This is a genomic window from Stenotrophomonas sp. STEN023, from assembly GCF_056760135.1.
In genome coordinates, this window is record NZ_JBRREF010000031.1 from 20,144 (window position 1) to 41,402 (window position 21,259).

General features: G+C 60.3%; 19 protein-coding genes. 15 read left to right on the top strand and 4 right to left on the bottom strand.

The window, feature by feature from the left end:
• Nucleotides 1-55: 55 nt before the first annotated feature.
• The 6 genes from ACVOLV_RS10790 to galE all read left to right on the top strand — a co-directional run bounded on the left by ACVOLV_RS10790 (nt 56) and on the right by galE (nt 7,162).
• On the top strand, nt 56-1,426 hold the full coding sequence (locus tag ACVOLV_RS10790; protein ID WP_481554397.1) for an oligosaccharide flippase family protein: 1,371 nt from the start codon (nt 56-58) through the stop codon (nt 1,424-1,426).
• A gap of 52 nt (nt 1,427-1,478) precedes the next feature.
• The gene (locus ACVOLV_RS10795) at nt 1,479-2,294 is read left to right on the top strand and encodes a glycosyltransferase (protein WP_481554398.1); all 816 of its coding nucleotides are present in this window, start codon (nt 1,479-1,481) and stop codon (nt 2,292-2,294) included.
• Nucleotides 2,291-3,601: a polysaccharide pyruvyl transferase family protein gene (locus tag ACVOLV_RS10800; protein WP_481554399.1), complete on the top strand. Its 1,311-nt coding sequence runs from the start codon at nt 2,291-2,293 to the stop codon at nt 3,599-3,601. The genes ACVOLV_RS10795 and ACVOLV_RS10800 overlap by 4 nt, the downstream gene beginning before the upstream one ends.
• Nucleotides 3,601-4,716 (top strand): glycosyltransferase, encoded by a 1,116-nt coding sequence (locus ACVOLV_RS10805; protein WP_481554400.1) that lies wholly within the window; start codon nt 3,601-3,603, stop codon nt 4,714-4,716. Before ACVOLV_RS10800 ends, ACVOLV_RS10805 begins: the two co-directional genes overlap by 1 nt.
• Nucleotides 4,713-5,849, top strand: a complete 1,137-nt coding sequence (locus ACVOLV_RS10810; RefSeq protein ID WP_481554401.1) for an EpsG family protein — start codon at nt 4,713-4,715, stop codon at nt 5,847-5,849. Before ACVOLV_RS10805 ends, ACVOLV_RS10810 begins: the two co-directional genes overlap by 4 nt.
• 314 nt (nt 5,850-6,163) lie before the next feature.
• Nucleotides 6,164-7,162 (top strand): UDP-glucose 4-epimerase GalE, encoded by a 999-nt coding sequence (gene galE, locus ACVOLV_RS10815; protein ID WP_481554419.1) that lies wholly within the window; start codon nt 6,164-6,166, stop codon nt 7,160-7,162.
• A gap of 235 nt (nt 7,163-7,397) precedes the next feature.
• Here the strand turns inward: galE and kdsA are convergent, their stop codons facing one another.
• Nucleotides 7,398-8,243, bottom strand: a complete 846-nt coding sequence (gene kdsA, locus ACVOLV_RS10820) for a 3-deoxy-8-phosphooctulonate synthase (protein ID WP_481554402.1) — start codon at nt 8,241-8,243, stop codon at nt 7,398-7,400.
• A 256-nt stretch (nt 8,244-8,499) separates the two neighbouring features.
• On the opposite strand from kdsA, the gene amaB reads away from it, so the two are divergent.
• The 6 genes from amaB (at nt 8,500) to ACVOLV_RS10850 (ending at nt 14,254) form a co-directional block, all read left to right on the top strand.
• Nucleotides 8,500-10,032 carry an L-piperidine-6-carboxylate dehydrogenase gene (amaB, locus tag ACVOLV_RS10825; RefSeq protein ID WP_481554403.1) on the top strand — a complete coding sequence of 511 codons (1,533 nt, stop codon included), beginning with the start codon at nt 8,500-8,502 and terminating at the stop codon, nt 10,030-10,032.
• A gap of 127 nt (nt 10,033-10,159) precedes the next feature.
• On the top strand, nt 10,160-10,456 hold the full coding sequence (locus ACVOLV_RS10830; RefSeq protein WP_303749754.1) for a DUF4190 domain-containing protein: 297 nt from the start codon (nt 10,160-10,162) through the stop codon (nt 10,454-10,456).
• Nucleotides 10,457-10,463: 7 nt separating this feature from the next.
• Complete coding sequence (locus ACVOLV_RS10835; protein WP_481554404.1) at nt 10,464-11,234, top strand: class I SAM-dependent methyltransferase; 771 nt, start codon at nt 10,464-10,466, stop codon at nt 11,232-11,234.
• Between the two features lie 4 nt (nt 11,235-11,238).
• Entirely contained in the window at nt 11,239-12,294 is a 1,056-nt protein-coding gene (locus ACVOLV_RS10840) for a quinone-dependent dihydroorotate dehydrogenase (protein WP_481554405.1), read from the top strand.
• Nucleotides 12,291-13,334, top strand: coding sequence for a UDP-N-acetylmuramate dehydrogenase (gene murB / locus ACVOLV_RS10845; protein WP_481554406.1), 1,044 nt, complete (start codon nt 12,291-12,293; stop codon nt 13,332-13,334). Before ACVOLV_RS10840 ends, murB begins: the two co-directional genes overlap by 4 nt.
• A gap of 32 nt (nt 13,335-13,366) precedes the next feature.
• Entirely contained in the window at nt 13,367-14,254 is an 888-nt protein-coding gene (locus tag ACVOLV_RS10850; RefSeq protein WP_481554420.1) for a DMT family transporter, read from the top strand.
• Between the two features lie 17 nt (nt 14,255-14,271).
• On the opposite strand, the gene ACVOLV_RS10855 is transcribed toward ACVOLV_RS10850, so the two are convergent.
• Together ACVOLV_RS10855 and ACVOLV_RS10860 are read right to left on the bottom strand one after the other, a co-directional pair.
• Nucleotides 14,272-14,991, bottom strand: coding sequence for an LrgB family protein (locus ACVOLV_RS10855; RefSeq protein ID WP_481554407.1), 720 nt, complete (start codon nt 14,989-14,991; stop codon nt 14,272-14,274).
• Nucleotides 14,981-15,388 (bottom strand): CidA/LrgA family protein, encoded by a 408-nt coding sequence (locus tag ACVOLV_RS10860; protein ID WP_481554408.1) that lies wholly within the window; start codon nt 15,386-15,388, stop codon nt 14,981-14,983. Before ACVOLV_RS10860 ends, ACVOLV_RS10855 begins: the two co-directional genes overlap by 11 nt.
• Before the next feature lie 82 nt (nt 15,389-15,470).
• Here ACVOLV_RS10860 and ACVOLV_RS10865 point away from each other — a divergent pair, with 82 nt between their 5' ends.
• The gene (locus tag ACVOLV_RS10865; RefSeq protein ID WP_481554409.1) at nt 15,471-16,358 is read left to right on the top strand and encodes a LysR family transcriptional regulator; all 888 of its coding nucleotides are present in this window, start codon (nt 15,471-15,473) and stop codon (nt 16,356-16,358) included.
• A 3-nt stretch (nt 16,359-16,361) separates the two neighbouring features.
• Here ACVOLV_RS10865 and ACVOLV_RS10870 read toward each other — a convergent pair whose 3' ends face one another.
• Nucleotides 16,362-18,422 (bottom strand): putative bifunctional diguanylate cyclase/phosphodiesterase, encoded by a 2,061-nt coding sequence (locus ACVOLV_RS10870; protein ID WP_481554410.1) that lies wholly within the window; start codon nt 18,420-18,422, stop codon nt 16,362-16,364.
• 1,456 nt (nt 18,423-19,878) lie between these two features.
• Between ACVOLV_RS10870 and ACVOLV_RS10875 the strand changes: the two genes are divergently transcribed.
• The gene (locus tag ACVOLV_RS10875) at nt 19,879-20,409 is read left to right on the top strand and encodes a fimbrial protein (RefSeq protein ID WP_481554411.1); all 531 of its coding nucleotides are present in this window, start codon (nt 19,879-19,881) and stop codon (nt 20,407-20,409) included.
• 201 nt (nt 20,410-20,610) lie between these two features.
• Nucleotides 20,611-21,240 (top strand): fimbrial biogenesis chaperone, encoded by a 630-nt coding sequence (locus ACVOLV_RS10880; protein ID WP_481554412.1) that lies wholly within the window; start codon nt 20,611-20,613, stop codon nt 21,238-21,240.
• Nucleotides 21,241-21,259 lie beyond the last annotated feature (19 nt).

A 21,259-nucleotide genomic window follows, 5' to 3' on the forward strand; every position in this document is an offset into this window, starting at 1 on the left:
CATCAGACAGCGCACGCCTGAAGCCAAGGCAGGAATTCGTAGTTGAGAAATGGTCTTGAAAGCTCCAACAACGCCGCCCCCGACGCACACACAGCTGCATTCCGCATCTGACGTTGTGCCACACGTCCCCTCGACAAGTCTCAGCGGAAGCATTCGCTCGCTGCTACAGATACTGCTTCTGTGGGGCGGCGCACTGGTCGGTGCAGGCCTGGCATTTCTGACCCAGGCAGCACTGGGCAGACACCTGGGGCCGGAGGACTACGGAAACTTCAGCGCTGGTCTGGCGCAATGCATCCTGCTGTCACAAGTCGCGGGCTTCGGTCTACAGACATATTGGCTCAGCGTGTTCGGCAAAGAGGGGGCACATGCAATCAGATGGATGCCAGCCTCAATCAAGCTTCTGTCGCTGACGGCAAGTGCAAGCATGCTTGCGCTTGTCCTTATTGCAGCGTTCACTACCGCTGATCAGCGTAGCGCACTCGCCTTGCTCTTTCTGGCACCCAGTATCCTGGGGTTCGCTGCGGTGGAGTTGGTTGCCGCCAAACTCCAGCTTGAAGAACGGTTCCTGCTGATGTCACTCTGGCAGGCTGGGCATCATGCGGCGCGTCTGGTACTCATACTGATAGTTCTCAACGTTCAACATGGGGACTTGCTGATACAGGCCTCGATCATCTACTCAACGGTTGCCTGCATCGTCGTCGCATGCGCATATCTGCACATTCGCAGCATGGCAAACAACAGGATCACTCTAAGTGGTCATGCATCAGCTCCGCTGGATGCATCGACCAACTGCGCACCTGGTACCCGCAAGATGCTGAGCGCGGCATGGCCCTTCTGCGCTGATAGCCTGCTGTACATCGTGTACTTCCAGTGCAGCAACATTCTCTTGCTGAAGTTGGCTGACGAACGCGCTGCAGGCTTGTTCTTTGCCGCGTTCAACATAATGAACGCAATCTACCTTCTGCCTTCCGTTTTCTACACGAAGTTCCTGCTGGCCAAGCTTCATCGCTGGGCGCACCACGACAAGGCAAAGCTTCTCCTCGCTTCCAAACTGGGCACTGGCGCAATGGGGATCGCAGGGCTGACCGGAGCGATCCTCGTCTGGTCTACGTCATCAACCATCGTCCAGACTGCCTACGGCGCGGCCTACAAGGACGCCGACGCAATCCTGCGGCTTCTGGCAGTCGGCATTGTTCTGCGATTCCTGAGCACCAGCATTGGTGCGGTGCTTACCACCGGCCAGCAGATGATGACCCGGGTGCGGATGAAGGCAATCTGCACCGTGGTATGCATCGCTTGCAACTTCGCCCTGATCCCAAGCCAAGGCGCAATCGGCGCGGCAGTGTCCACTGTCATCACCGAGCTCTGCGTGCTGATGCTGTTCGCGATGCTGGTATTCATCCGCAGGCGGGAGATATTTCAATGAACCGCTCATTCAACAACGTCGCCCAAGTCAAAAGCAAAACCCAGGAGTACAGATGTCCACGCCAGCCGTTTCGATAGTCATGGCCGAGTTCAACACAGATCCCGTCCACCTCGCGCAATCGATCCAGAGCATGCTGGATCAGACCCTGCATGACTTCGAACTACTGATCGTCGATGACGGCGGATGCAATGACCTGCAGGCGATTGCTTCCAGCTTCAACGATTCGCGAATCCGCATCCTGCAGAATGACGGCAACCAAGGTCTGGTTCATTCGCTGAATTCAGCAGTCCGCAGCGCAAGATCGGAGTATGTAGCGCGGATGGACACTGACGATATTGCTGCACGAGACCGGCTTGAGAAGCTGTACGATTTCCTGGTCGCGCACCCGGAATATACCGTTATCGGTTCTTTGGCGATTGAGTTTTCCGATAAGAACAACACTGGAAGACTGTTGGGCAGCGCAGGCGAGAAGACCGCATCCAACCTTATGCGCGGTGACGTACCGATCCATCCGTCGGTCATGTTCCGTCGCAGCGATATCATCGCGGCGGGACTGTACGACGATCATCATCGCGCAGAGGATCTGGCCCTCTGGTGCAAATTGAATCTTGCAGAAAAACGCATCTACATTCTTGATGAAGTTCTTCTCAACTACCGGGTCAACCCTGCCGACTACCAAAAGCGCAAGCTACGCAACAGAATTGGCGAGATCAAGGTAAGGCTGGCCTATTACCCGCAGCTGGGTGCAGGCCTCATCGACTACCTGTACATCGCCAAGTCCGTGGTCGCTGGTGCACTTCCAGCGTCAATGATGATCTTTCTGCGCAACTGGCTGGTACTTGGCTCGAAGCGGGAGATGGTCTCGTGAGCTTCGATCCGGTTCTGAACACCTATATGGACACGAAATGGCAGATCAAGTCAGTCGTGGCGAATACGTCCATTGGACTTCGCAGGAAGTATGCCCAGACCGGGGCGCTGCTGGCCGCCGTTGACAAGACCTGCAGACCGTCTTTGCATGGGCTTGGACTGAAAGGAAAGCTTTACGTTTTTCTTATCCGCAACCAGCTGACCCTACTGCTGCTTGGGTTGGAACTGGCCCTCGGCAGTGGTGGCAAACGCCTGATTCCTTGGTCGGCCGTCAACTTGTTGCGCCATTACTTCAAGCCGCTGCGCGGAATGGACAGTATCCAGCGGACTGGGAAGACCGCCTTTGTGTTCATGGTGCCTGATCTTGGCAATCTTGGGGACCTCGCGATCGGCATCGCGCAGCGCTCGTTGCTGGAGCGCCAGCTTCCCGATTACGCCATCGTTGAAGTACCGCATGGCCTGACCTACGAGGCAGCGCGTGAAGTGGCGAAGTGTATTTCCGGGGAAGACATAATTTTTCTAACCGGCGGCGGGAACCTCGGAACCATCTATCCGGAAGCTGAGCTGCAGCGCAGATTCCTGATTCGGAAGTTCGCGCGCGCGAACATCATCGTTTTCCCGCAGTCGACGTACTTCGAACCGACGCACTCCGGGGCACGCTACCTTGATCAATCGACGCGGATATACAACCGGCACCCCAAGCTGACCTTGATTGCGCGCGACAAGCCAAGCTTCGAACAAATGAACAGGATATTTCCTACCAAGCGCATCGTGCTTTGGCCGGACATCGTACTGTTGCTTCCGCCAATGCAGACCAGCCTTTTTCGCAATGAAAGGATCACCCTGTCAATCCGCCGGGACAACGAATCCAGCCTCGATACGAAGCAGGCATTGGCCATCGAAGCGCTGGCCGATGCAAGAGGCATGGAGTTGGTCTTCCATGACACCAATATCGACAACCTGCACCATGGCCTCGCCGATCGCCATCAACCGGTAATGGAGATATGGGGGACTTATGCCGAGTCCAGGATGGTCATCACCGACCGGCTGCATGGCGTCATCTTCTGTGCGATCACCGGCACGCCGTGCATTGCCCTGAACAACAACAACAGCAAGGTAAAGAACCTGATCGAGACATGGCTTGGCGAAGCTTCGTTCATCGTCCTGCTATCCAAACCCGATTCGGATCTTATCGAGCGAGCAGCCGATAGGCTGCTCAATGACTATCCAAGGGGTGCTCCGCCCTTCGCAGTGGATGCGCGTCTCTACGACATGCGCGCACTTGTTGAAGCGGCAATGAGCCAATAATGAAAGTCATTGTTCATGTGGTTGAAGCAACCGCGACCGGCACCCTGTCGATGGTCTGCGCCAGCGCCAATCTCCTGGCCGACGCAGGCCTGCGTGTGCACGTTGTATATTCGCCGCGCCCTGAAACACCTGCCTGCCTGAAGGAACTGTTCCGTGCATCAGTGACATTACATCCGGTGCCAATGTCAGCCCGAGCAACCATCACTGCGACAGTGCAGCTGCGCCGATTGGTGTTGTCGATCCGGCCAGATGTCATCCATCTGCATTCCTCGTTCGCGGGCTTTCTTGGCAGGATATCGGCGCTCGCCCTACCCTTCAAGACTCGCATTTTCTATAGCCCACATTGCATCTCGATGATGCGGCAGGACATCAACCTTCGCAGGTATGCCTTCGCCATGCTTGAGCGTATGGCCTGCATCACCGACTGCACCTACCTGGCCTGCTCGGCGAGCGAAAAGAATGAGATCCGGAAGTGGATTGGAAAGGATGCGCGGCTGCTGGAGAACGCAGTCGACTTCGATTTGGCGGAAGCAACAACAGAACCACTGCGTGCTACCACCGCTGCTACTCACATACTGAACTTGGTCACGGTTGGTGGAGTCCGCGCACAGAAAAATCCGAAGCTGTTTGCAGAGATCGCGCGTAGCTGCAAACGCAGACAATTGCCGGTTGAGTTCCTGTGGATTGGCGACGGTGATGAAGCGTTGGTTTCCGAACTTCGGCATTCCGGCGTGGTCGTCAGTGGCTGGAAGCCCAGGCACCAGGTGAAGGAATTGCTGCGGTCGAGTGACTTATACCTATCAACCGCGCAATGGGAAGGCTTGCCGGTTTCCATCATCGAAGCCATGACTTGCGGCATACCGGTACTTGCAACGCGTTGCACAGGAAACGTGGATGTCATTGATCACGCTCGTACCGGCTTGCTGTTCGATAGCGCGGCCGGGGCGTTGGCGATCATCGAGCGCATCACCAGCAATGAGCTGGCGCTGCACCGGCTTGCGAATGCAGCTATCGCGGAGGCAAAAACCCGCTTCTCCATCGAACGCTTCGGCACAGGGCTTCTCACCGTATACGGTCTTTCAGAGTTCATCCAACCAGCGACGGCAACCCGATGAGCATCGAGGAGCTCGGACTGCTATGCATGCCGATGGTATTTGGAGCCTTGCTGACCTTCCTCTGTGCCGGCAATTCACCTGTCTACGCCTGCAGCGAGGGCACCGGTCGGCGCGCGCCGCTATATCTTCTGCTGGCACTACCGATATTCATCTACGGGTTTGTGCAGGTGGCAATGAGGCCACTGGATGCAGGAAACGACACCGTTGGATACATCAGCACCTATGTCCAACTGGATGACATCTCCAGCTCATGGCAGGTAGGTGCGCTGATCTATGGAAATACAGAAATCCTGTGGTGGCCCCTGCAAAGCGTATTGCGCCATTTTCTCTCGCCGCGAGCATGGCTCATTGCCAACTACGTACTTGTCTTTGTCCTGGCAGCATTGTTGTACAGAAGAGCCGCCAAGCCATCGGGCATCCACAGTGGCATATTTGCCTTGGCGTTTCTTACATTTTTCCTTGTCTACACCGGAAACATAATGCGCCAGGCCTTGGCTGCACCCATTGGCGCACTTGGGTTGTTCCTGTTCTTCGAGCGGCGGTTTGTTCGCGCCAGCATACTGATAGCGATATCGATTGGACTGCACTGGTCGTCGATCATTCTTCTTGCAGCTCCGTTATTCGCACTGCGCATTTTCGATCGCGATGGAATCTATCTGGCCCTGCCGATACTGGCACTGGCTGCCTCCACGCTCTCATCGTCAATCATCGGCTATATCGTCAGCCTGCTTGGCATCTCAGGAATATCCGACAAGTTCGCATTGTATTTTTTGCAGGGCCACCAGTCACACATCGAAGCGATCTGGAAAACAGCCAATTTCTGGATCTGCACGGTTTCCTCGGTGGCATTCCTGCTGATAGATCGCCCAAGTCGCAGCAGCAACCGGACCTTGCACAAGTTCACCCTTCTGCTGTTGTCATTGGTCTTGTTCGGGATCAGCAGTGCGGATTTTTCTGAGCGTTACATGCCTTATCTGCTTTTGATCCTGCCTTTGCAGGCAGCGTTGATGGCATTGCGACTGAGCATTCCCCAAACGATCAAGAACTTCGCGTTCATTGGCTTCTTCATCCTGATCGGCACGCTTGTCCTGTTGGCGAAGAGCTCCCAGTACACCTTGGGATACTCACTCTAAAGGTTGATGAAATCAGCCCGAAGAATCGCTTGCGCGTTCTGGATATCGCAGCGAGCAGGATCTGTTTTTTCATTCCGGGTACTTCCAGACACGCAGCATCCACCTGCATCGCAGCGGCGATCAGATTTCAACGCGACCACGCATGCGCGGGATTTGTTGGATCAGTCACCAATGCAACCTGGCCACCACGGATCACTCCCAGCTCATGGTCCGGCCTGCCTGTGCGGACAGGAAAGATGCAACGTCGGATTTCATCGATCCGACGCTGCGCACCCGTAGCGCTCCCTCCCCTTCAATCGGTCAATACATCCAATATGAGCACCAATATTCTTCTCTGCGGTGGTGCCGGTTACATCGGCAGCCACATGGCGCAGTGGCTTGCTACGCATGGCCACACCGTAACCGTGCTCGACAATCTGTCCACCGGGCATGCCGGGGCCGTTCACTGGGGTGAACTGGTCCGCGCTGATTTAATGGACCCCGCTTCACTGGAACGCGCCTTCAAAGGACATCGATTTGACGCGGTAATGCACTTCTGCGCACGCTCGCTCGTTGGTGAATCGGTAGCCAAGCCCTATGACTACTACGCGAACAACGTCACCGGCACACTGAATCTGCTGGCAGCAATGCGCCGCCACGATGTCAACAAGCTGGTATTTTCTTCCACTGCTGCGATTTTCGGAAATCCAGTCCACGACGTAATCGGCGAGCAACACCCCAAGGAACCCATCAATCCGTACGGTGCCAGCAAACTGATGGCTGAGCGCTTCTTCGCAGATGCCGCACACGCATACGGGCTACGCTCGGTGGCCTTACGCTACTTCAATGCAGCTGGCGCCTTGCCCGAACATGGCATCGGCGAAGCGCATGCGTGCGAGACGCACCTCATTCCAAACGTGTTGCGTACCGCACTGTCCGATGGTCCGCCACTGAAGATTTTTGGCGATGACTACGCAACCATTGATGGCACCTGCGTACGCGATTACGTGCACGTGCAGGACCTCGCCCAGGCGCATGCGCTGGCATTGGACTTCATGGACCGGCACGAGGGCGCACACGCCTTCAACCTTGGCAATGGCCAAGGCTTCTCCGTGCGCGAAGTGATTGCCGCCGCCGCCACAATTGTTGGCAGGCCTATTCCTTATGAAGTGGCGCCAAGACGTGCAGGCGATCCACCGAGCCTGGTTGCTTCCAGCCAGAAAGCACGAGATCAGCTTGGCTGGCAGCCGCAATGGACAGAATTGGCGCCAATCATCGAGAGTGCCTGGCGCTGGCACCGGGCGCCACCGAGTTGGTTTCCGGACCAGAACTAGCCCGGTCTCCCATGGCCGGAATGCACGACGCAGCAGTTTGGCAGGCTTCAACGCTTGTGGTCACTGTGACCACAACGAGGGCAGCGCGCGATGCCGAAATCCTACGTCCTTGCCATCACCCCTGGCTTCATGGCAATCGGTTTGAAGGCCAGGGTTCACCGCACAGCCACCGGCTCAAGGTGGCATCAAACAACCGGCTGCCATCCTCGGCAGCCGGCTACAGCCTTCGAATTGATCAGGCGATATCCAACACCGGGAACGCCTTGACCATATCGTCCAGCGCCTTGATCTGCGCCAGGAATGGCTCCAACACATCCAGCGGCAACGCACTGGGGCCATCGCAACGCGCGTTGTCCGGGTCCGGATGCGCCTCGAGGAACAGGCCGGCGATGCCGACGGCCATACCGGCGCGCGCAAGCTCCACCACCTGACGACGGCGACCACCGGAGGCCTCGCTGCCGGCGTCGCGACGCTGCAGGCTGTGGGTGACGTCGAAGATCGCCGGCAAGCCGCCGGTGGCTTCGATCATCTCGCGGAAGCCGAGCATGTCCACGACCAGGTTGTCGTAGCCGAACTGGGCACCGCGTTCACACAGGATGATCTGCTCGTTACCAGCCTCGCGGATCTTGCTGACGATGTGCTTGATCTGAGTCGGGCTGAGGAATTGCGGCTTCTTGATGTTGACCGCGCGGCCGGTACGGGCAATCGCCGTCACCAGATCGGTCTGCCGGGCCAGGAAGGCCGGAATCTGCAGCACGTCCACCACTTCAGCGACCGCCGCGGCCTGTGCCACTTCATGCACATCGGTGATCACCGGCACGCCGAACCGCTGCTTGACCTGTTCGAAGATACGCAGCCCTTCTTCCAGGCCGACACCGCGGAAGGATGTGATCGAGGAACGGTTGGCCTTGTCGAATGAGGCCTTGAACACGTAAGGGATACCCAACTTGCGGGTGACCTCCACGTAACGCTCGGCGGCGTACAGGGTGGAGTCCAGATCCTCCAGCACATTGAGCCCGCCAAACAGCACGAAGGGCAGCTTGTTGCCGACTACTACCCCGTCCGAAATCGTCACGTTCATCTGTCTATCCTGTTCAAACCGGGGAAACCCCAACCAAGGGTGGCGAATATGGCTGAAAACGGGCTTCAGGGACAGCTTCTGCCGTCCTGCAATCCGCGCCGCCTGCCGCGTTCGGCTCGTTCATGCTCCCGACGCAAACCCCAGCCCAGCGCGCGCGGGGCCAATCGGCCCACTCTGATACTATGTGGCACTCACTCCGTCGCCCCACCCGCATTTTCCGACGGCGCCAAAATAACGTTAAGAAACAGGAGTTTGAATGTCTTCCGAGCTGCTCAAGGCCTTGGCTCTGGATGCCACCAACGCTGGCACCTACATGGGCAACGGGGAATGGTCCGCCGCCACCGGCGCGGGCGTCCTCAAGCCGCAGAACCCGACCACCGGCGAAGTGATCGCCGAGGTCCAGGCGACGACCGAAGCTGACTACGAAACCGTCATCGCCCGCGCGCAGGAAGCCTACAAGGTATGGCGCACCACCCCGGCACCGCGCCGCGGCGAAGCCGTGCGCCTGTGCGGTGAAGCACTGCGCAAGCACAAGGACGCGCTGGGTTCGCTGGTCGCGCTGGAAATGGGCAAGTCCAAGCCGGAAGGCGACGGTGAAGTGCAGGAGATGATCGACATCGCCGACTTCGCCCTGGGCCAGAGCCGCATGCTGTACGGCTACACCATGCATTCGGAGCGTCCCGGTCACCGCATGTACGAGCAGTACCACCCGCTGGGTCTGGTCGGCATCATCTCGGCCTTCAACTTCCCGGTCGCGGTGTGGAGCTGGAATGCGTTCCTGGCTGCCATCTGTGGCGACATCTGCATCTGGAAGCCGTCCAACAAGACCCCGCTGACCGCCATTGCGACGATGAAGATCTGCAATGAGGCGCTGGAAGGTGCTGGCTTCCCGAACCTGTTCTTCCTGATCAACGATGCCGGCACCGCGCTGTCGGAGAAGATGGTTGACGACCGCCGCGTGCCGCTGATTTCTTTCACCGGTTCCACCCAGGTCGGCCGCACCGTCAACCAGAAGGTTGCCCAGCGTCTGGGCCGCTGCCTGCTGGAACTGGGCGGCAACAACGCCATCATCATGGACGAGACCGCCGACCAGAAGCTGGCCGTGCCGGGCATCGTGTTCGGCGCCGTCGGTACTGCCGGCCAGCGCTGCACCACCACCCGCCGCCTGATCGTGCATGAATCCATCTACGACAACGTGCTGGCCACGCTGATCAAGGCCTACAAGCAGGTCGAAGGCAAGATCGGCGACCCGACCGACGCGGCCAACCTGATGGGCCCGTTGAACAGCCCGGAAGCCGTGCAGCAGTTCCTCGGCTCCATCGCCAAGGCCAAGGCTGCCGGCGGCACCGTCGAAACCGGCGGCACCGCCATCGACCGCGCTGGCAACTTCGTGCTGCCGGCGATTGTCACCGGCCTGAAGAACAGCGATGAAATCGTCCAGCACGAGACCTTCGCCCCGATCCTGTACGTAATGAAGTACAGCAGCCTGGACGAAGCCATCGACATGCAGAACGGCGTGCCGCAGGGCCTGTCCTCGTCGATCTTCACCCAGAACCTGAAGACCGCCGAGAAGTTCCTGTCGGCTGCCGGCAGCGACTGCGGCATCGCCAACATCAACATCGGCACGTCGGGTGCCGAGATCGGCGGCGCCTTCGGTGGCGAGAAGGACACCGGCGGTGGCCGCGAGTCCGGCTCGGATGCATGGAAGGTCTATATGCGCCGCCAGACCAACACCATCAACTACTCCGACTCGCTGCCGCTGGCCCAGGGCATCAAGTTCGATCTTTGATGGTGCCTGCCCCGGCTTCGGTCGGGGCGTTGGAACGGGAGAGAGCTGAGCTGAAATGCTTCCCCTCACCCCAACCCCTCTCCCGCGCGCGGGAGAGGGGCTTAAATTCGCTGAAACGGAGTTCCCGATGAGCATCCCTGCACCTCGTCAGACCAGCAGCTACGCCGTGATCAGCCTGGTCGCCGGCATTCTTGGCTGGACCCTGTTGCCTGCCATCGGCAGCATCTGCGCCATCATCTTTGGCCATATGGCACGTGGCGAGATCCGCCGCAGCAACGGCCAGATGGAAGGTGACGGCTTGGCCGTGGCCGGACTGGTGCTGGGTTGGCTGGCCACCGCACTGTGGCTGATCGGTATCATCTTCGTCATCGCCATCATCGTGTTCTTTGGTGGCTTGGCCGGCATCGCAGCACTGAATCACTGAGGTAGGCATGGGGCAATCCGATTCCACCGAGCGTTTCAGCAGCCGTGTTGCGGACTACGTCCGCTATCGCCCGGGCTATCCGCCGTCACTGCTGCATTGGCTGCATGGCGATATCAGCCTGTCCCGCACTGCCCTGGTCGCCGATATCGGCGCAGGCACCGGCATTTCCAGTGAGTTGTTCCTGGCTGCCGGCCATCCACTGATCGCAGTGGAACCCAACTCCGCAATGCGCGCAGCCGCCGAACAATGGCTGCTGCCAGAGTATCCGCAGCTGCAATCCGTCGCCGGTACTGCCGAGGCCACCACCCTGCCCGACCACAGCGTCGACCTGGTCGCCGCCGCGCAGGCCTTCCATTGGTTCGACACCACCGCCGTACGCCGCGAATGGATGCGCATCCTGCGCCCGGGCGGACTGGCGCTGGTCTACTGGAACTCGCGCCTGCTCGATACCTCGCCCTTCCTGGCAGGCTACGAGCAACTGTTGCAGGACTACGGTACCGATTACACCGAGGTCGCCGAGCGCTACCAGGACGACCAGACCATGCGCGACTGGTTCGGCGAAGGACTGCGCGGCCTGGCCCACCTACCGAATGTGCAGTACCTGGACTACGACGGTCTGCGTGGCCGCCTGCTGTCCTCCTCGTACGCGCCGCAAGCCGGCCACGAACGTCATTCCCCCATGCTGGAGGCCCTGCAGCGTCTTTTCGATGCGCATGCGGTCGATGGCAAGGTTGCCTTCGAGTACCAAACCCGCGCCTTTGTTGGCACGCTGAACTGAGCTTATGTATTCCATTGCCCGTCCCTTCCTGTTCACCCTTGATGCCGAGCGCGCGCACGGTCTGGGCCTGTCCGCGCTGGATCTTGCCTGGCGCACCGGCACCACGCCGTTGATTGCCGGCCGTATCAAGCCGCTCCCGACCACGGCGTTCGGCTTGAGCTTCCCCAACCCGGTTGGTCTGGCCGCTGGCCTGGACAAGAACGGTGAGCACATCGAAGCCCTGTTCGCGCTGGGCTTTGGCTATGTCGAGATCGGCACCATCACCCCGCGCCCGCAGGTCGGCAGCCCCAAGCCGCGCCTGTTCCGGCTACCGCGGCACAACGCCATCATCAACCGCATGGGCTTCAACAACCTCGGCGTGGATGCACTGGTGAAGAACGTGGAGGCGGTCAAGCATCGGCCCGGCCCGCTCGGCATCAATATCGGCAAGAACAAGGACACGCCCAACGAGGATGCGCTGTCGGATTACCTGACCTGCATGGAAAAGGTCTATCCGCTGGCCGACTACATCACCGTCAATATTTCCTCGCCCAACACCGCCGGCCTGCGTGAACTGCAGGAAGAGCAGGCATTGCGGCGGCTGGTTGCCGGCCTGCGCGAAGCGCAGGAGCAACTGGCCGCAAAGCACGGCAAGCGCGTACCGATGCTGGTCAAGGTTGCACCGGACCTGAGTGACCGCGACATCGATGCAGCCGCCCGTGTCCTCGGCGAGCTCGGCGTGGATGGCGTCATCGCCACCAATACCACCATTGGGCGACCGACCGTGGAATCGGATCCACTGTCCAAGGAAATCGGCGGTCTGTCCGGCGCGCCGCTGCTGGGCCAATCCACCCTGGTACTGCGCCGCCTGCGCGCGCGCCTGCCCGAGTCGGTGCCCTTGATCGGCGTCGGTGGCATCAGCTCCGGTGCCGACGCGGTGGCCAAAATGGCAGCCGGCGCAGCGCTGGTGCAGTGCTATAGCGGGCTGATCTTCCAGGGCCCGAGCTTGATCGGCGATTGCGTGAATGCCATCCGTCGCCGTCGCGAGTCCCCGTCGGGAGGCGCCGTCGCACCGCTATGACGAATGCCGCCCCAGCTTGGTCGCTGACCGAGAACGCTCCACTGCGTCACCTCAATACCTTCCATGTCGACGCGCATGCGCCGCGCATGCTGCGTATCGCCGATCCCATCGCCCTGCCTGAAGCGCTGGCCGCCATCGCCGGCGCCGAACTCCTGGTGATTGGCAGCGGCAGCAACGTGCTGCTGGCCGCCGATCCGGAAGATGTGGTGCTGGTGTTCGACAACCGCGAGATAACCGCGCTGGAACACCGCGCCGATCACACCATTGTCCGCGCGGGCGCAGGGGTGATCTGGCACGAACTGGTCATGTGGTCTTTGAACGAGGGCCTGTCCGGGCTTGAGAACCTGGCACTGATCCCCGGCACCGTCGGCGCCGCGCCGATCCAGAACATCGGCGCCTATGGTGTCCAGGTCGGCGAGTTCATCCAGGTCGTCGACGCCTGGGACCGGCAGGAACAGGCCTGGGTGCGTCTGGACCAGGACGCCTGCCACTTTGGTTATCGCGACAGTCTGTTCAAGCAGCAAGCAGACCGCTACCTGATCACCGCCGTCGAGTTCCGCCTGCCGCTGCTGCATGAGTTGCAGCTGGACTACGCGGGCATCCGCGAGGAACTGCAGGCCATGGGCATCGAGCTGCCGGTCTCGGCCGATGTCGCCAATGCCGTCATCGCCATTCGCCGGCGCAAGTTGCCGGACCCGGATGTGCTCGGCAATGCCGGCAGCTTCTTCAAGAATCCGATCCTGCCGCTGGAACAGATCAGTGTCCTGCTGCAGCACTACCCCGAACTGCCGGTGTTCCCCGGTAACGATGCCAGCAATCGCAAGGTCTCGGCGGCATGGATGATCGAGAAAGCCGGCTTCAAGGGCCAACGCGACGGTGACGCAGGGGTTTCGCCCAACCACGCCCTGGTGTTGGTCAACCACGGCAACGCCAGCGGCGCCCAGTTGCTGGCATTTGCGCGACGCGTGTCGGCCGCCGTGCTGGAAACCTTCGGCGTGCCGGTTGAACCCGAACCAAGGCTGGTCGGCGCCCGCTGGTGAATACTGCCTTGGCTGCACCCCGCTCCACCGCAATGCGCGCTGCCCTGCTGATGTTCGGCAGCGCCATGGCCTTCGGCCTGATGGCCATTGCCATCCGCCTGGCCACCGCCTACGTTCCCACCCAGGAAGTGGCGTTCTTCCGCAACAGCTTCGGCCTGCTGGCGCTGTTGCCGATGCTGCTGCGGCCTGGTCATGCGCCGTTGCGTACCCAGCAGTTGCCCCGCTACTTCCTGCGCAGCGCAATTGGCCTGGCCTCGATGCTGTGTGGCTTCTGGGCCATCGGCAACCTACCGCTGTCGCAGGCTATCTCCCTGTCCTACTCCACGCCGTTGTTCGTCACCATCGCCGCCGTGCTGTGGCTGGGCGAAAAGGTCCGCTTCCGTCGCTGGGCCGCGGTGATCGTCGGCTTCATCGGCGTACTGGTGATCGTGCGCCCGGGAGCGCACAGCTTTGAACTCGGCAGTCTGATCGCAGTCATGGCTGCGGTACTCAGCGCACTGGTCGCGATCCAGATCAAACAGCTCACCCGCGTCGACAGCCCCGATACCGTAGTGCTCTACACCTATGTGTTCTGGGTGCCCTTATCTTTGATCCCGGCAGTGTTCGTCTGGGTCTGGCCGAGCGGCATCGCCTGGTTGTGGTTGGTGGCTACCGGCGTGATGGGCACGCTGGGTCAACTGCTATGGACCCGCGCACTCAAGCTGGGCGAAGTTTCCGCACTCACCCCGATCAGCTTCACCCAGCTGCCGCTGGTAGTGGTGATGGGCTGGCTGTTGTTCGGAGAAACACTGAACCACTGGACCGTGATCGGTGCCCTGATCATCCTCGGCGCCAACGCCTATATCGCCCACCGCGAAGCGGTTCTGGCGCGGCGACGCGAACCACTGCAGAACGCTCGAGCTGGCGATACGCCTGCCTGACTCAAGCCCTGCAGGCGTCAGCCTTGCAGCAGCATCACCAACAGGGGGGCGACGGCCACGTTCAACACGCCGGCCATCACCATCACCAGCCCGGCGATTGCACCTTCGCTTTCGCCCAGCTCACGCGCCTTGGCCACGCCCATGCCGTGCGCGCCCATGCCAAACAACGCGCCACGGGCCATCGCGCTACGCACCGGCAGCAGCTTGAGCAACAGCTGCCCGCACAGCGAACCGCAGACACCGGTAATGATCACGAATACGGCGGTCAACTCAGGGACGCCACCGATACGCCCGGATACATCCATGGCAAACGGTGTCGTCACCGAACGCGGCGCCAGACTCAAACGCAATTCCGGCGACAGATGCAGGGCCGTAGCCATCATCCAGGCAGCGACAATCGCCACGCCGCTGCCGACCAACACACCCGCCCCCAGCACCTTCCAGTGGCGTGCGATCAGCATGCGCTGCTGGTAGATGGGCACTGCAAATGCCACGGTTGCCGGCCCCAACATCGCCACCAGCCAGTGCGTACCACGCAGGTAATCGTGATAACTGGCATGCAACAACAACGCCAGGCCCAGCAAGGCCAGCGGCGCGGTGATCAAGGGCGAGGCCCAAGGCTTCCCGCTGCGCAGATAGAATTTCTTGGCCAGCAGGTAAGCCAACACCGTCACCAGCGCCCAGAACAACGGCCATAGCACCTGCGACCGGGGCTGGCTCAGCATTTCAATGCTCACGACGCTGACTCCAACCCAACAACAGCTCGACGGTCAAAGCAGTGGCCGCCATCACCAACAAGGTGCCGCCTACCACCACCAGCAGCAACTTCACCCCGAGCCAGCCAAACATCTGCCGATTGTCGAGCAGGATCATTGCCGCCGGCACGAAGAACAGCAGCATCTCCGCCAGCAGCCATTGCGCACCGCGCGCGAACGAACGCGGTGACAGCCAGCGCAACGCGAAGGCCAGCAGCAGCACCAGCAAGCCGACGATGCCAGCTGGCACCGGCACAGCCAGGCGCTGCATCAACGTCTGAGCCAGCAGCCAGATCACCACCAGAACGCATATCTGCAAACAGGCGCTACGCCGCAACCCGCGGCGCAGGCCCAGCTGGCCGCGGCGCAAGGATGACATCAAGGTTTCCATTCCCCCTATGTACGCCGGACTTATCCATAAATAAAATGAATTCATTGCATTCAATGGATTCCATCTAGGAATGGATATCAGGCAGCTACGCATGCTGGTGGAGGTAGTCCGCCATGACGGCTTTTCGGCAGCCGCCGAGGCGGTGTTCGCGACCCAGCCAACCATCAGCAAGGCGATCCGCCAGCTCGAGGACGAGTTGGGTGAAGTGCTGCTGCAGCGCTCTCGCAATGGGGTGCGGCTGACCCCGGCCGGGCAGATCGTCTATCGGCGCGCCTTGGCCCTGCTCGGCGAGCGCGAGGACATGCTGCGGGAACTGGAAGAACTGCGCGACCTGCAGCGCGGCGAGCTGCACCTCGGCCTGGCTTCGCTAGGCAGCGACATCCTGTTCGCGCCGGTATTTGCCCGCTTCCGCCAGCTCTACCCGCAGGTCGAGCTGCGCGTACTCGAACGTGGCAGCGAGGCGCTGGAGGAAAGCCTGCGTGCAGGTGAAATCGAGCTGGCTGCCAGCCTGCTGCCGGTCGCTGACGATCTGCAGTGGCAAGCCGTGCGCACCGAGCCACTGGTCGCTCTGCTGCCGCAGCAGCATCCACTCGCCGGTTCGGCCAGCCTGCAGCTGCAGGACCTCGCTGACGTCCCCTTTGTGCTGTTCGAGAAGGGCTTCCTGCTGAACCGGCACATCATCCAGGCCTGCCAGGCCCGTGGCTTCAGCCCACGCGAGGTCACCCGCAGTGGGCAACCGGACTTCATCGTCGCACTGGTCGCAGCCGGCTTGGGCGTGGCCCTGCTGCCGCGCATGATTGCCAACGCACGCGCTCGTACGGATGTAGTGATCGTGCCGCTGGATGAGCCGGAACTGGACTGGAAAATGGTGCTGGCCTGGCGTCGCGGCGGCTATCTGTCCGCTGCGGCCCAGGCTTGGCTGCGGCTGGTGGAGGCGCAGCACAACCAAGCCGATTGAGACTCAGGCCGTCGACATCTTCCGCGGCCCCTGCAAGCGCTGCGCCACCTGCGCGGCATCGACCGCGCGGTCGTACAGAAAGCCCTGGCCAATCCGGTAACCGGCCTCGATCAGGATCTGTCGCTGGCTGGCGTTCTCCACCCCTTCTGCCACCAGATCCAGACGCAGGCTGGGCCCAAGCTTGCCGACCGCTTCGACTATCGCGCGGATCGATGGCTCATCCACCATGCGTGCGACGAAGCTTCGATCAATCTTGAGCACATCAATCGGGTAGTCGCGCAGATGTGCCAATGAGGAATGCCCGGTACCGAAATCATCCAGTGCGATCCGCATGCCTGCTTCTTTCAGCAAGCCCAATGCACGAGCAACGAATGCAGAGCCGCGATCGGTAAGCACCTGCTCGGTGACCTCCAACTCGATCAACACCGGATCAACATCGAAGCGCTGCAATTTCTCCAGCAGGGTTTCGGCAAAGTCATCACGGAGAAACTCAACCGGTGCCGCATTGATCGCGATTGGCGGCACGTCCAGGCCCTGCGCCTGCCAGGCGCAGATATCAGCCAGTACTTGCAGATGCATGGACTCTGCCAGCCGTGAGGCCAGGTCATAGTCGCGAAATGCCTCGTCCAGTTGGCAATCTGCGCCCATGCGCTTGTTTTCGGCACATGGCCAACGCAGCAGCGCCTCGTAGCCCACTACGCTACCATCCTGCAGATTCACCTTCGGCTGGTAGTACGGCACCACGCCACCATCGCGCACCAACTGCCGCGCCATCAGCCGTTGGCTCGCCGCCAGCTCGGCTATGGCCATCAACCGGCGGCTGTACAAACGCACGCCACCGCGGCCATTGGCCTTCAGATCATTCAATGCGGTATCGGCCGCTTTCAACAACTCGGCTGGATCCCGCGCATCGCGCGGGTACAGCGCGCAACCAATACTCATCCCGGTATTGATCACCTGCCCGGCATAGGTCACCGAGCTTTCCGCCAGCAAACTGATGCCTTCGGCAACCTGCAGCAACTCGGCCTCACCGGCAATATCCTCCAGCACAACCGCGAACTCATCGCCGCCCAAGCGCGTGACCAGGGCAGCATCGGACAGGTGCCCGGCCACCCGCTTGGCCAGCACCCGCAGCAGATGGTCGCCAGCCGAATGCCCCAGTGTGTCGTTGACGTGCTTGAAGTGGTCCAGATCGATGATCAGCAAGCCCAAGGTGCCATTGCACTCACGCTGACGTTGCAAACTGACTCGCAGCCTGCGATTGAACGAGCGCCTATTTGGCAAACCAGTCAACTCATCGATCTCGCAGGCGATCCGCAGCCGTCGCTCGGCATGCTGTTGCCGACTGACATCACGCGACACACACAGGATGCCGTTGACCTGTCCTCGCCGGTCAAACATCGGGGTAAGAATGTTGTCCCAGAACTGTACCGGCGCGCCTTCCTTGCCGGTTTGACCTGCAAATCGTGCCGCCCGCCCACTCATTGCCTGGGCCAACGCCCGCCTTCCTTTCTGGCGAAAAGCAGCGGGCAGCAGATCCGTCCACGGCATCCCGAACACACGCGCATCCTGCGGCAAGCCAGATGCCAGGCAGCCGGAACGATTCATATGCCGCACCGAGCCATCGATGTTGATCACCTGGATGCAGTCCAGACTGGCGTCGAGCATGCGATCCTGCAGATCAAGGCTCTGCTCCAGAGATTGACGCAGGTGGCGCCGAGCACTTACATCGGTCATCGTCACTGCCTGCAACGGCACCCCTGCACCCGGACTCCCCAGGCGCACCTCGAACCAACGCTCGATGCCGGCCTCATCCTGCAAACGGCATTCAAATACCGGTGCATGTCCGCGCAGCAGGAACTCGCGCCAAGCCGCTATCGCCTGCGCACGCTCCTCGGCGTGCACACGCTCCAGCCAGTCACGCGAACTGCCCAGCGCTGCATCATTGCCGAAGAACTCACGCCAGCGCAGGTTGGCCTGCACAGGCACGCCGTCGTGAACCATCGCAGCCATCTGCGGCAATGCATCGAGCACCGCCTGCAACTGCACATACAGATCCGCCAATCGCCCCCGTCCTGATGACGGCGCAACAACCTCGTCCCAAAGCATTGCACTTCCCCCTGATGCACTGCCCGTATCAAACAAGGCAGCGGGGACATCATGCAGGACGGAAGACCTGGAAGAAGTGAAGACCGCGTGTGCTTCGTAAACACCGAAATCGATTACAGCCTCGTGACAGATCGTAAGGAAACTACCTATCGCCTGCTTCCTTCATCCCTTCATGGAGGCTGGCCGCCCCTCCTCCTCGCGACCTCACACTCTTCCCGGGCTGCAACCAGGACATACCCAACAGCCGACACCCCATCAGCTAGCGCCGGGAGAGCCTGGCAACCACAACATAGCCAAAAGTATCCAGGTGGAGCTCCGATGCTCTCCCTCGGCCCAGTGTGAATAGCCGCGCATCGCTTCAAAGCGAAGCCGATCAATCCTCGCCTCCATCTCACGATTTGCCGCCTGCAAGGACCTTGGCGAATGAGAACGAGTGGAACTTGTTCGCAACGCCCCCTTTTTCTGGCGAAAGAGAAGAGAAATAGGCCAGCGCTTGCCGAAAAAAAGACGACCTGCGAAATCGAACTATCCCTACAGCCAACCGCACAAGCGCGGCAAGCAACCAGCATCAGAACAGCAGTAAACGGGCGCGCGCGCATGCGCTCATCCAATTGCACAGCACACTCCACCGGGCCTCACCACCAATGACCATGCAGTGCTCGCACTCATCAAGCAGAAACTGGATCGCGCAAGCCGCACATCAATTGCCAATAATTTCCATCAGCACCATCACTTCTCGCCGCCGGTCCGCTGGGAAATACCTACAGCCGAATTCCGCCACGCAACATAACCTTCTCCACGCAATTCATCACCTCAATATCCATCAAGTCCACCGAAGCCGAGCTGCGAGTGCGCAAGCAAGAATCCGATTTCCACATCCGCTCTAACTTCCCAGCGACTCGCGGCCAAGGCTAGGCAGCACTCCACCGATGCGTTCAAGCGATTGGATGATCGCTACCAAAACCCTGCAGAGAAGATAGGCGTTCTCCAAAGCACATTCGTAAACAGCGTCGCACAGCACTCAAAGCTCCGACGGCGCTGTCGCTCTGCCAACGCTGTGTCGCCATTGATAACCAGCGCTTCAGAAATGAATCAATCGTCACCTGGCGCGGCAACGGAGGCGGCGAACTCCGTGACAAGAACCGCGAGTCAACGGACCAATAGTTGTTTCACCACCGCACTCGCTCGCCGCATTGGCAGTGAGTCCATTCCCCCACTCATGCAGAACACCGCATGCCCCAACCACCGCGTCCGCAGCTGTAAGCGCTGGCACTGACAAAAAGCGCAATCAATGCTGCGTCTCACTCAGAGCCAGAACGAAACGCTCCACAGCCACTGCCGCCCTTGACCAGAATGCCTGCGAGATCCCAAAGGTAGCGCCGGCACCACCCTCAACGAGCAGGAAAACCAGATGAACCTTACCAACCCCAACATTCTCAAGACCGCCGCACTTGCACTGGCACTCTCCTGTCTGGCCGCACCAGCGGCCCAGGCAGCATCGGGATCCATCACTTTCAAGGGCGAGATCGTCCAATCCACCTGTGACGTAAGCACGGCCAGCGTCGACCAGACCGTCACCATCGGCACCTTTCCAACCACCCTCTTCAAGGAAGCTGGCGATGTCTCCGCGCCCAAAAGCTTCAACATCAACTTGGAGAACTGCGAAGCCGGCACCTACACCCTGCGCTTTGACGGCATCACCCCAAGCGGCCATCCGGAACTGCTCGCAGTAAGCAAGGCAACCGGCGTTGGCATTGAGATCCTTGACAACAACGACAAACTCTTCCCTATCAACCAGGACCTGATTGACCCGGCACTGGTCACCGTTGCCGCCACCGGCAAGGCAACCGTCAATCTGAAGGCTCGCTACAAGTCCTTCGAGAAGGATGTTGGCGCAGGCGTCGCCGACGCGAACTCGACGTTCTCGATCGAGTACCGCTGATTCTCACCGCGGGGCTGATGACGCATCGCCGTTCCCAGCCCCGCGGACAAGATTCCAAGCGCCCGCGCGCAATCGTCCAACTCCCAGGCAAGACCAATGAACTTCATGCACGCCCCAATCTGCCAGGCAGCGAAGTGGCCTATCGCCTTGGCCGCGCTGCTCTTCCTTTCCTTGTCCACTGCAGCTCATGCAGCAGTGCAAGTGCAAACCACACGTGTGATCTACGACGCAACGTCCGCATCTGCCGCCCTGACATTGTCCAACAAGAGCACCCTGCCCTATATGGTTCAGACCTGGCTGGACACCGGTGACGACTCCATGGTCCCACAGGACCTGCCGATGGCTATCACGCCGCCATTGATGCGGATGGCACCGGGCGAACAGGCGGTGGTTCGAGTGATCTACGCAGGCAGCGGACTACCAAAGGACAAGGAATCACTGTTGTGGATCAACGTGCAGGAGATTCCGCCCACTGCAGAAACCGACAACGTCCTACAGGTGGCCATCCGCACCCGCATCAAGCTGTTCTACCGACCGCGTGAACTCGACACCACACTGCATGAAGCAGCCCGCAGCCTGCAGTGGCGTATAGATGGCCAGCAACTGGAAGTGCGCAACGACAGCCCAATGCATATCACCTTCTCGCACCTGCAAGGGCTGGCAACAGCAGGCATCGGTAACGACATCAAGCTGGACATGATCGCTCCGGGCCAGACGCTCTCGGTCCCATTGTCCAAACTAAAACTCAACGATACGCACTCATTGCGCTTTGGTTACATCAACGACTACGGCGGCATCAGCGATGTCACCGACGTGCCGTTGCGGTCCTAAGCCCCCGATCCACTTCGCG

What these genes read in the sequence shown, in the direction of transcription:
- ACVOLV_RS10795 (WP_481554398.1), top strand. Translation starts at nt 1,479, where the DNA reads ATGTCCACGCCAGCCGTTTCGATAGTCATGGCCGAGTTCAACACAGAT.
- ACVOLV_RS10805 (WP_481554400.1), top strand. Translation starts at nt 3,601, where the DNA reads ATGAAAGTCATTGTTCATGTGGTTGAAGCAACCGCGACCGGCACCCTG.
- ACVOLV_RS10810 (WP_481554401.1), top strand. Translation starts at nt 4,713, where the DNA reads ATGAGCATCGAGGAGCTCGGACTGCTATGCATGCCGATGGTATTTGGA.
- galE (WP_481554419.1), top strand. Translation starts at nt 6,164, where the DNA reads ATGAGCACCAATATTCTTCTCTGCGGTGGTGCCGGTTACATCGGCAGC.
- kdsA (WP_481554402.1), bottom strand. Translation starts at nt 8,243, where the DNA reads ATGAACGTGACGATTTCGGACGGGGTAGTAGTCGGCAACAAGCTGCCC.
- amaB (WP_481554403.1), top strand. Translation starts at nt 8,500, where the DNA reads ATGTCTTCCGAGCTGCTCAAGGCCTTGGCTCTGGATGCCACCAACGCT.
- ACVOLV_RS10830 (WP_303749754.1), top strand. Translation starts at nt 10,160, where the DNA reads ATGAGCATCCCTGCACCTCGTCAGACCAGCAGCTACGCCGTGATCAGC.
- ACVOLV_RS10835 (WP_481554404.1), top strand. Translation starts at nt 10,464, where the DNA reads ATGGGGCAATCCGATTCCACCGAGCGTTTCAGCAGCCGTGTTGCGGAC.
- ACVOLV_RS10840 (WP_481554405.1), top strand. Translation starts at nt 11,239, where the DNA reads ATGTATTCCATTGCCCGTCCCTTCCTGTTCACCCTTGATGCCGAGCGC.
- murB (WP_481554406.1), top strand. Translation starts at nt 12,291, where the DNA reads ATGACGAATGCCGCCCCAGCTTGGTCGCTGACCGAGAACGCTCCACTG.
- ACVOLV_RS10850 (WP_481554420.1), top strand. Translation starts at nt 13,367, where the DNA reads ATGCGCGCTGCCCTGCTGATGTTCGGCAGCGCCATGGCCTTCGGCCTG.
- ACVOLV_RS10860 (WP_481554408.1), bottom strand. Translation starts at nt 15,388, where the DNA reads ATGTCATCCTTGCGCCGCGGCCAGCTGGGCCTGCGCCGCGGGTTGCGG.
- ACVOLV_RS10865 (WP_481554409.1), top strand. Translation starts at nt 15,471, where the DNA reads ATGGATATCAGGCAGCTACGCATGCTGGTGGAGGTAGTCCGCCATGAC.
- ACVOLV_RS10875 (WP_481554411.1), top strand. Translation starts at nt 19,879, where the DNA reads ATGAACCTTACCAACCCCAACATTCTCAAGACCGCCGCACTTGCACTG.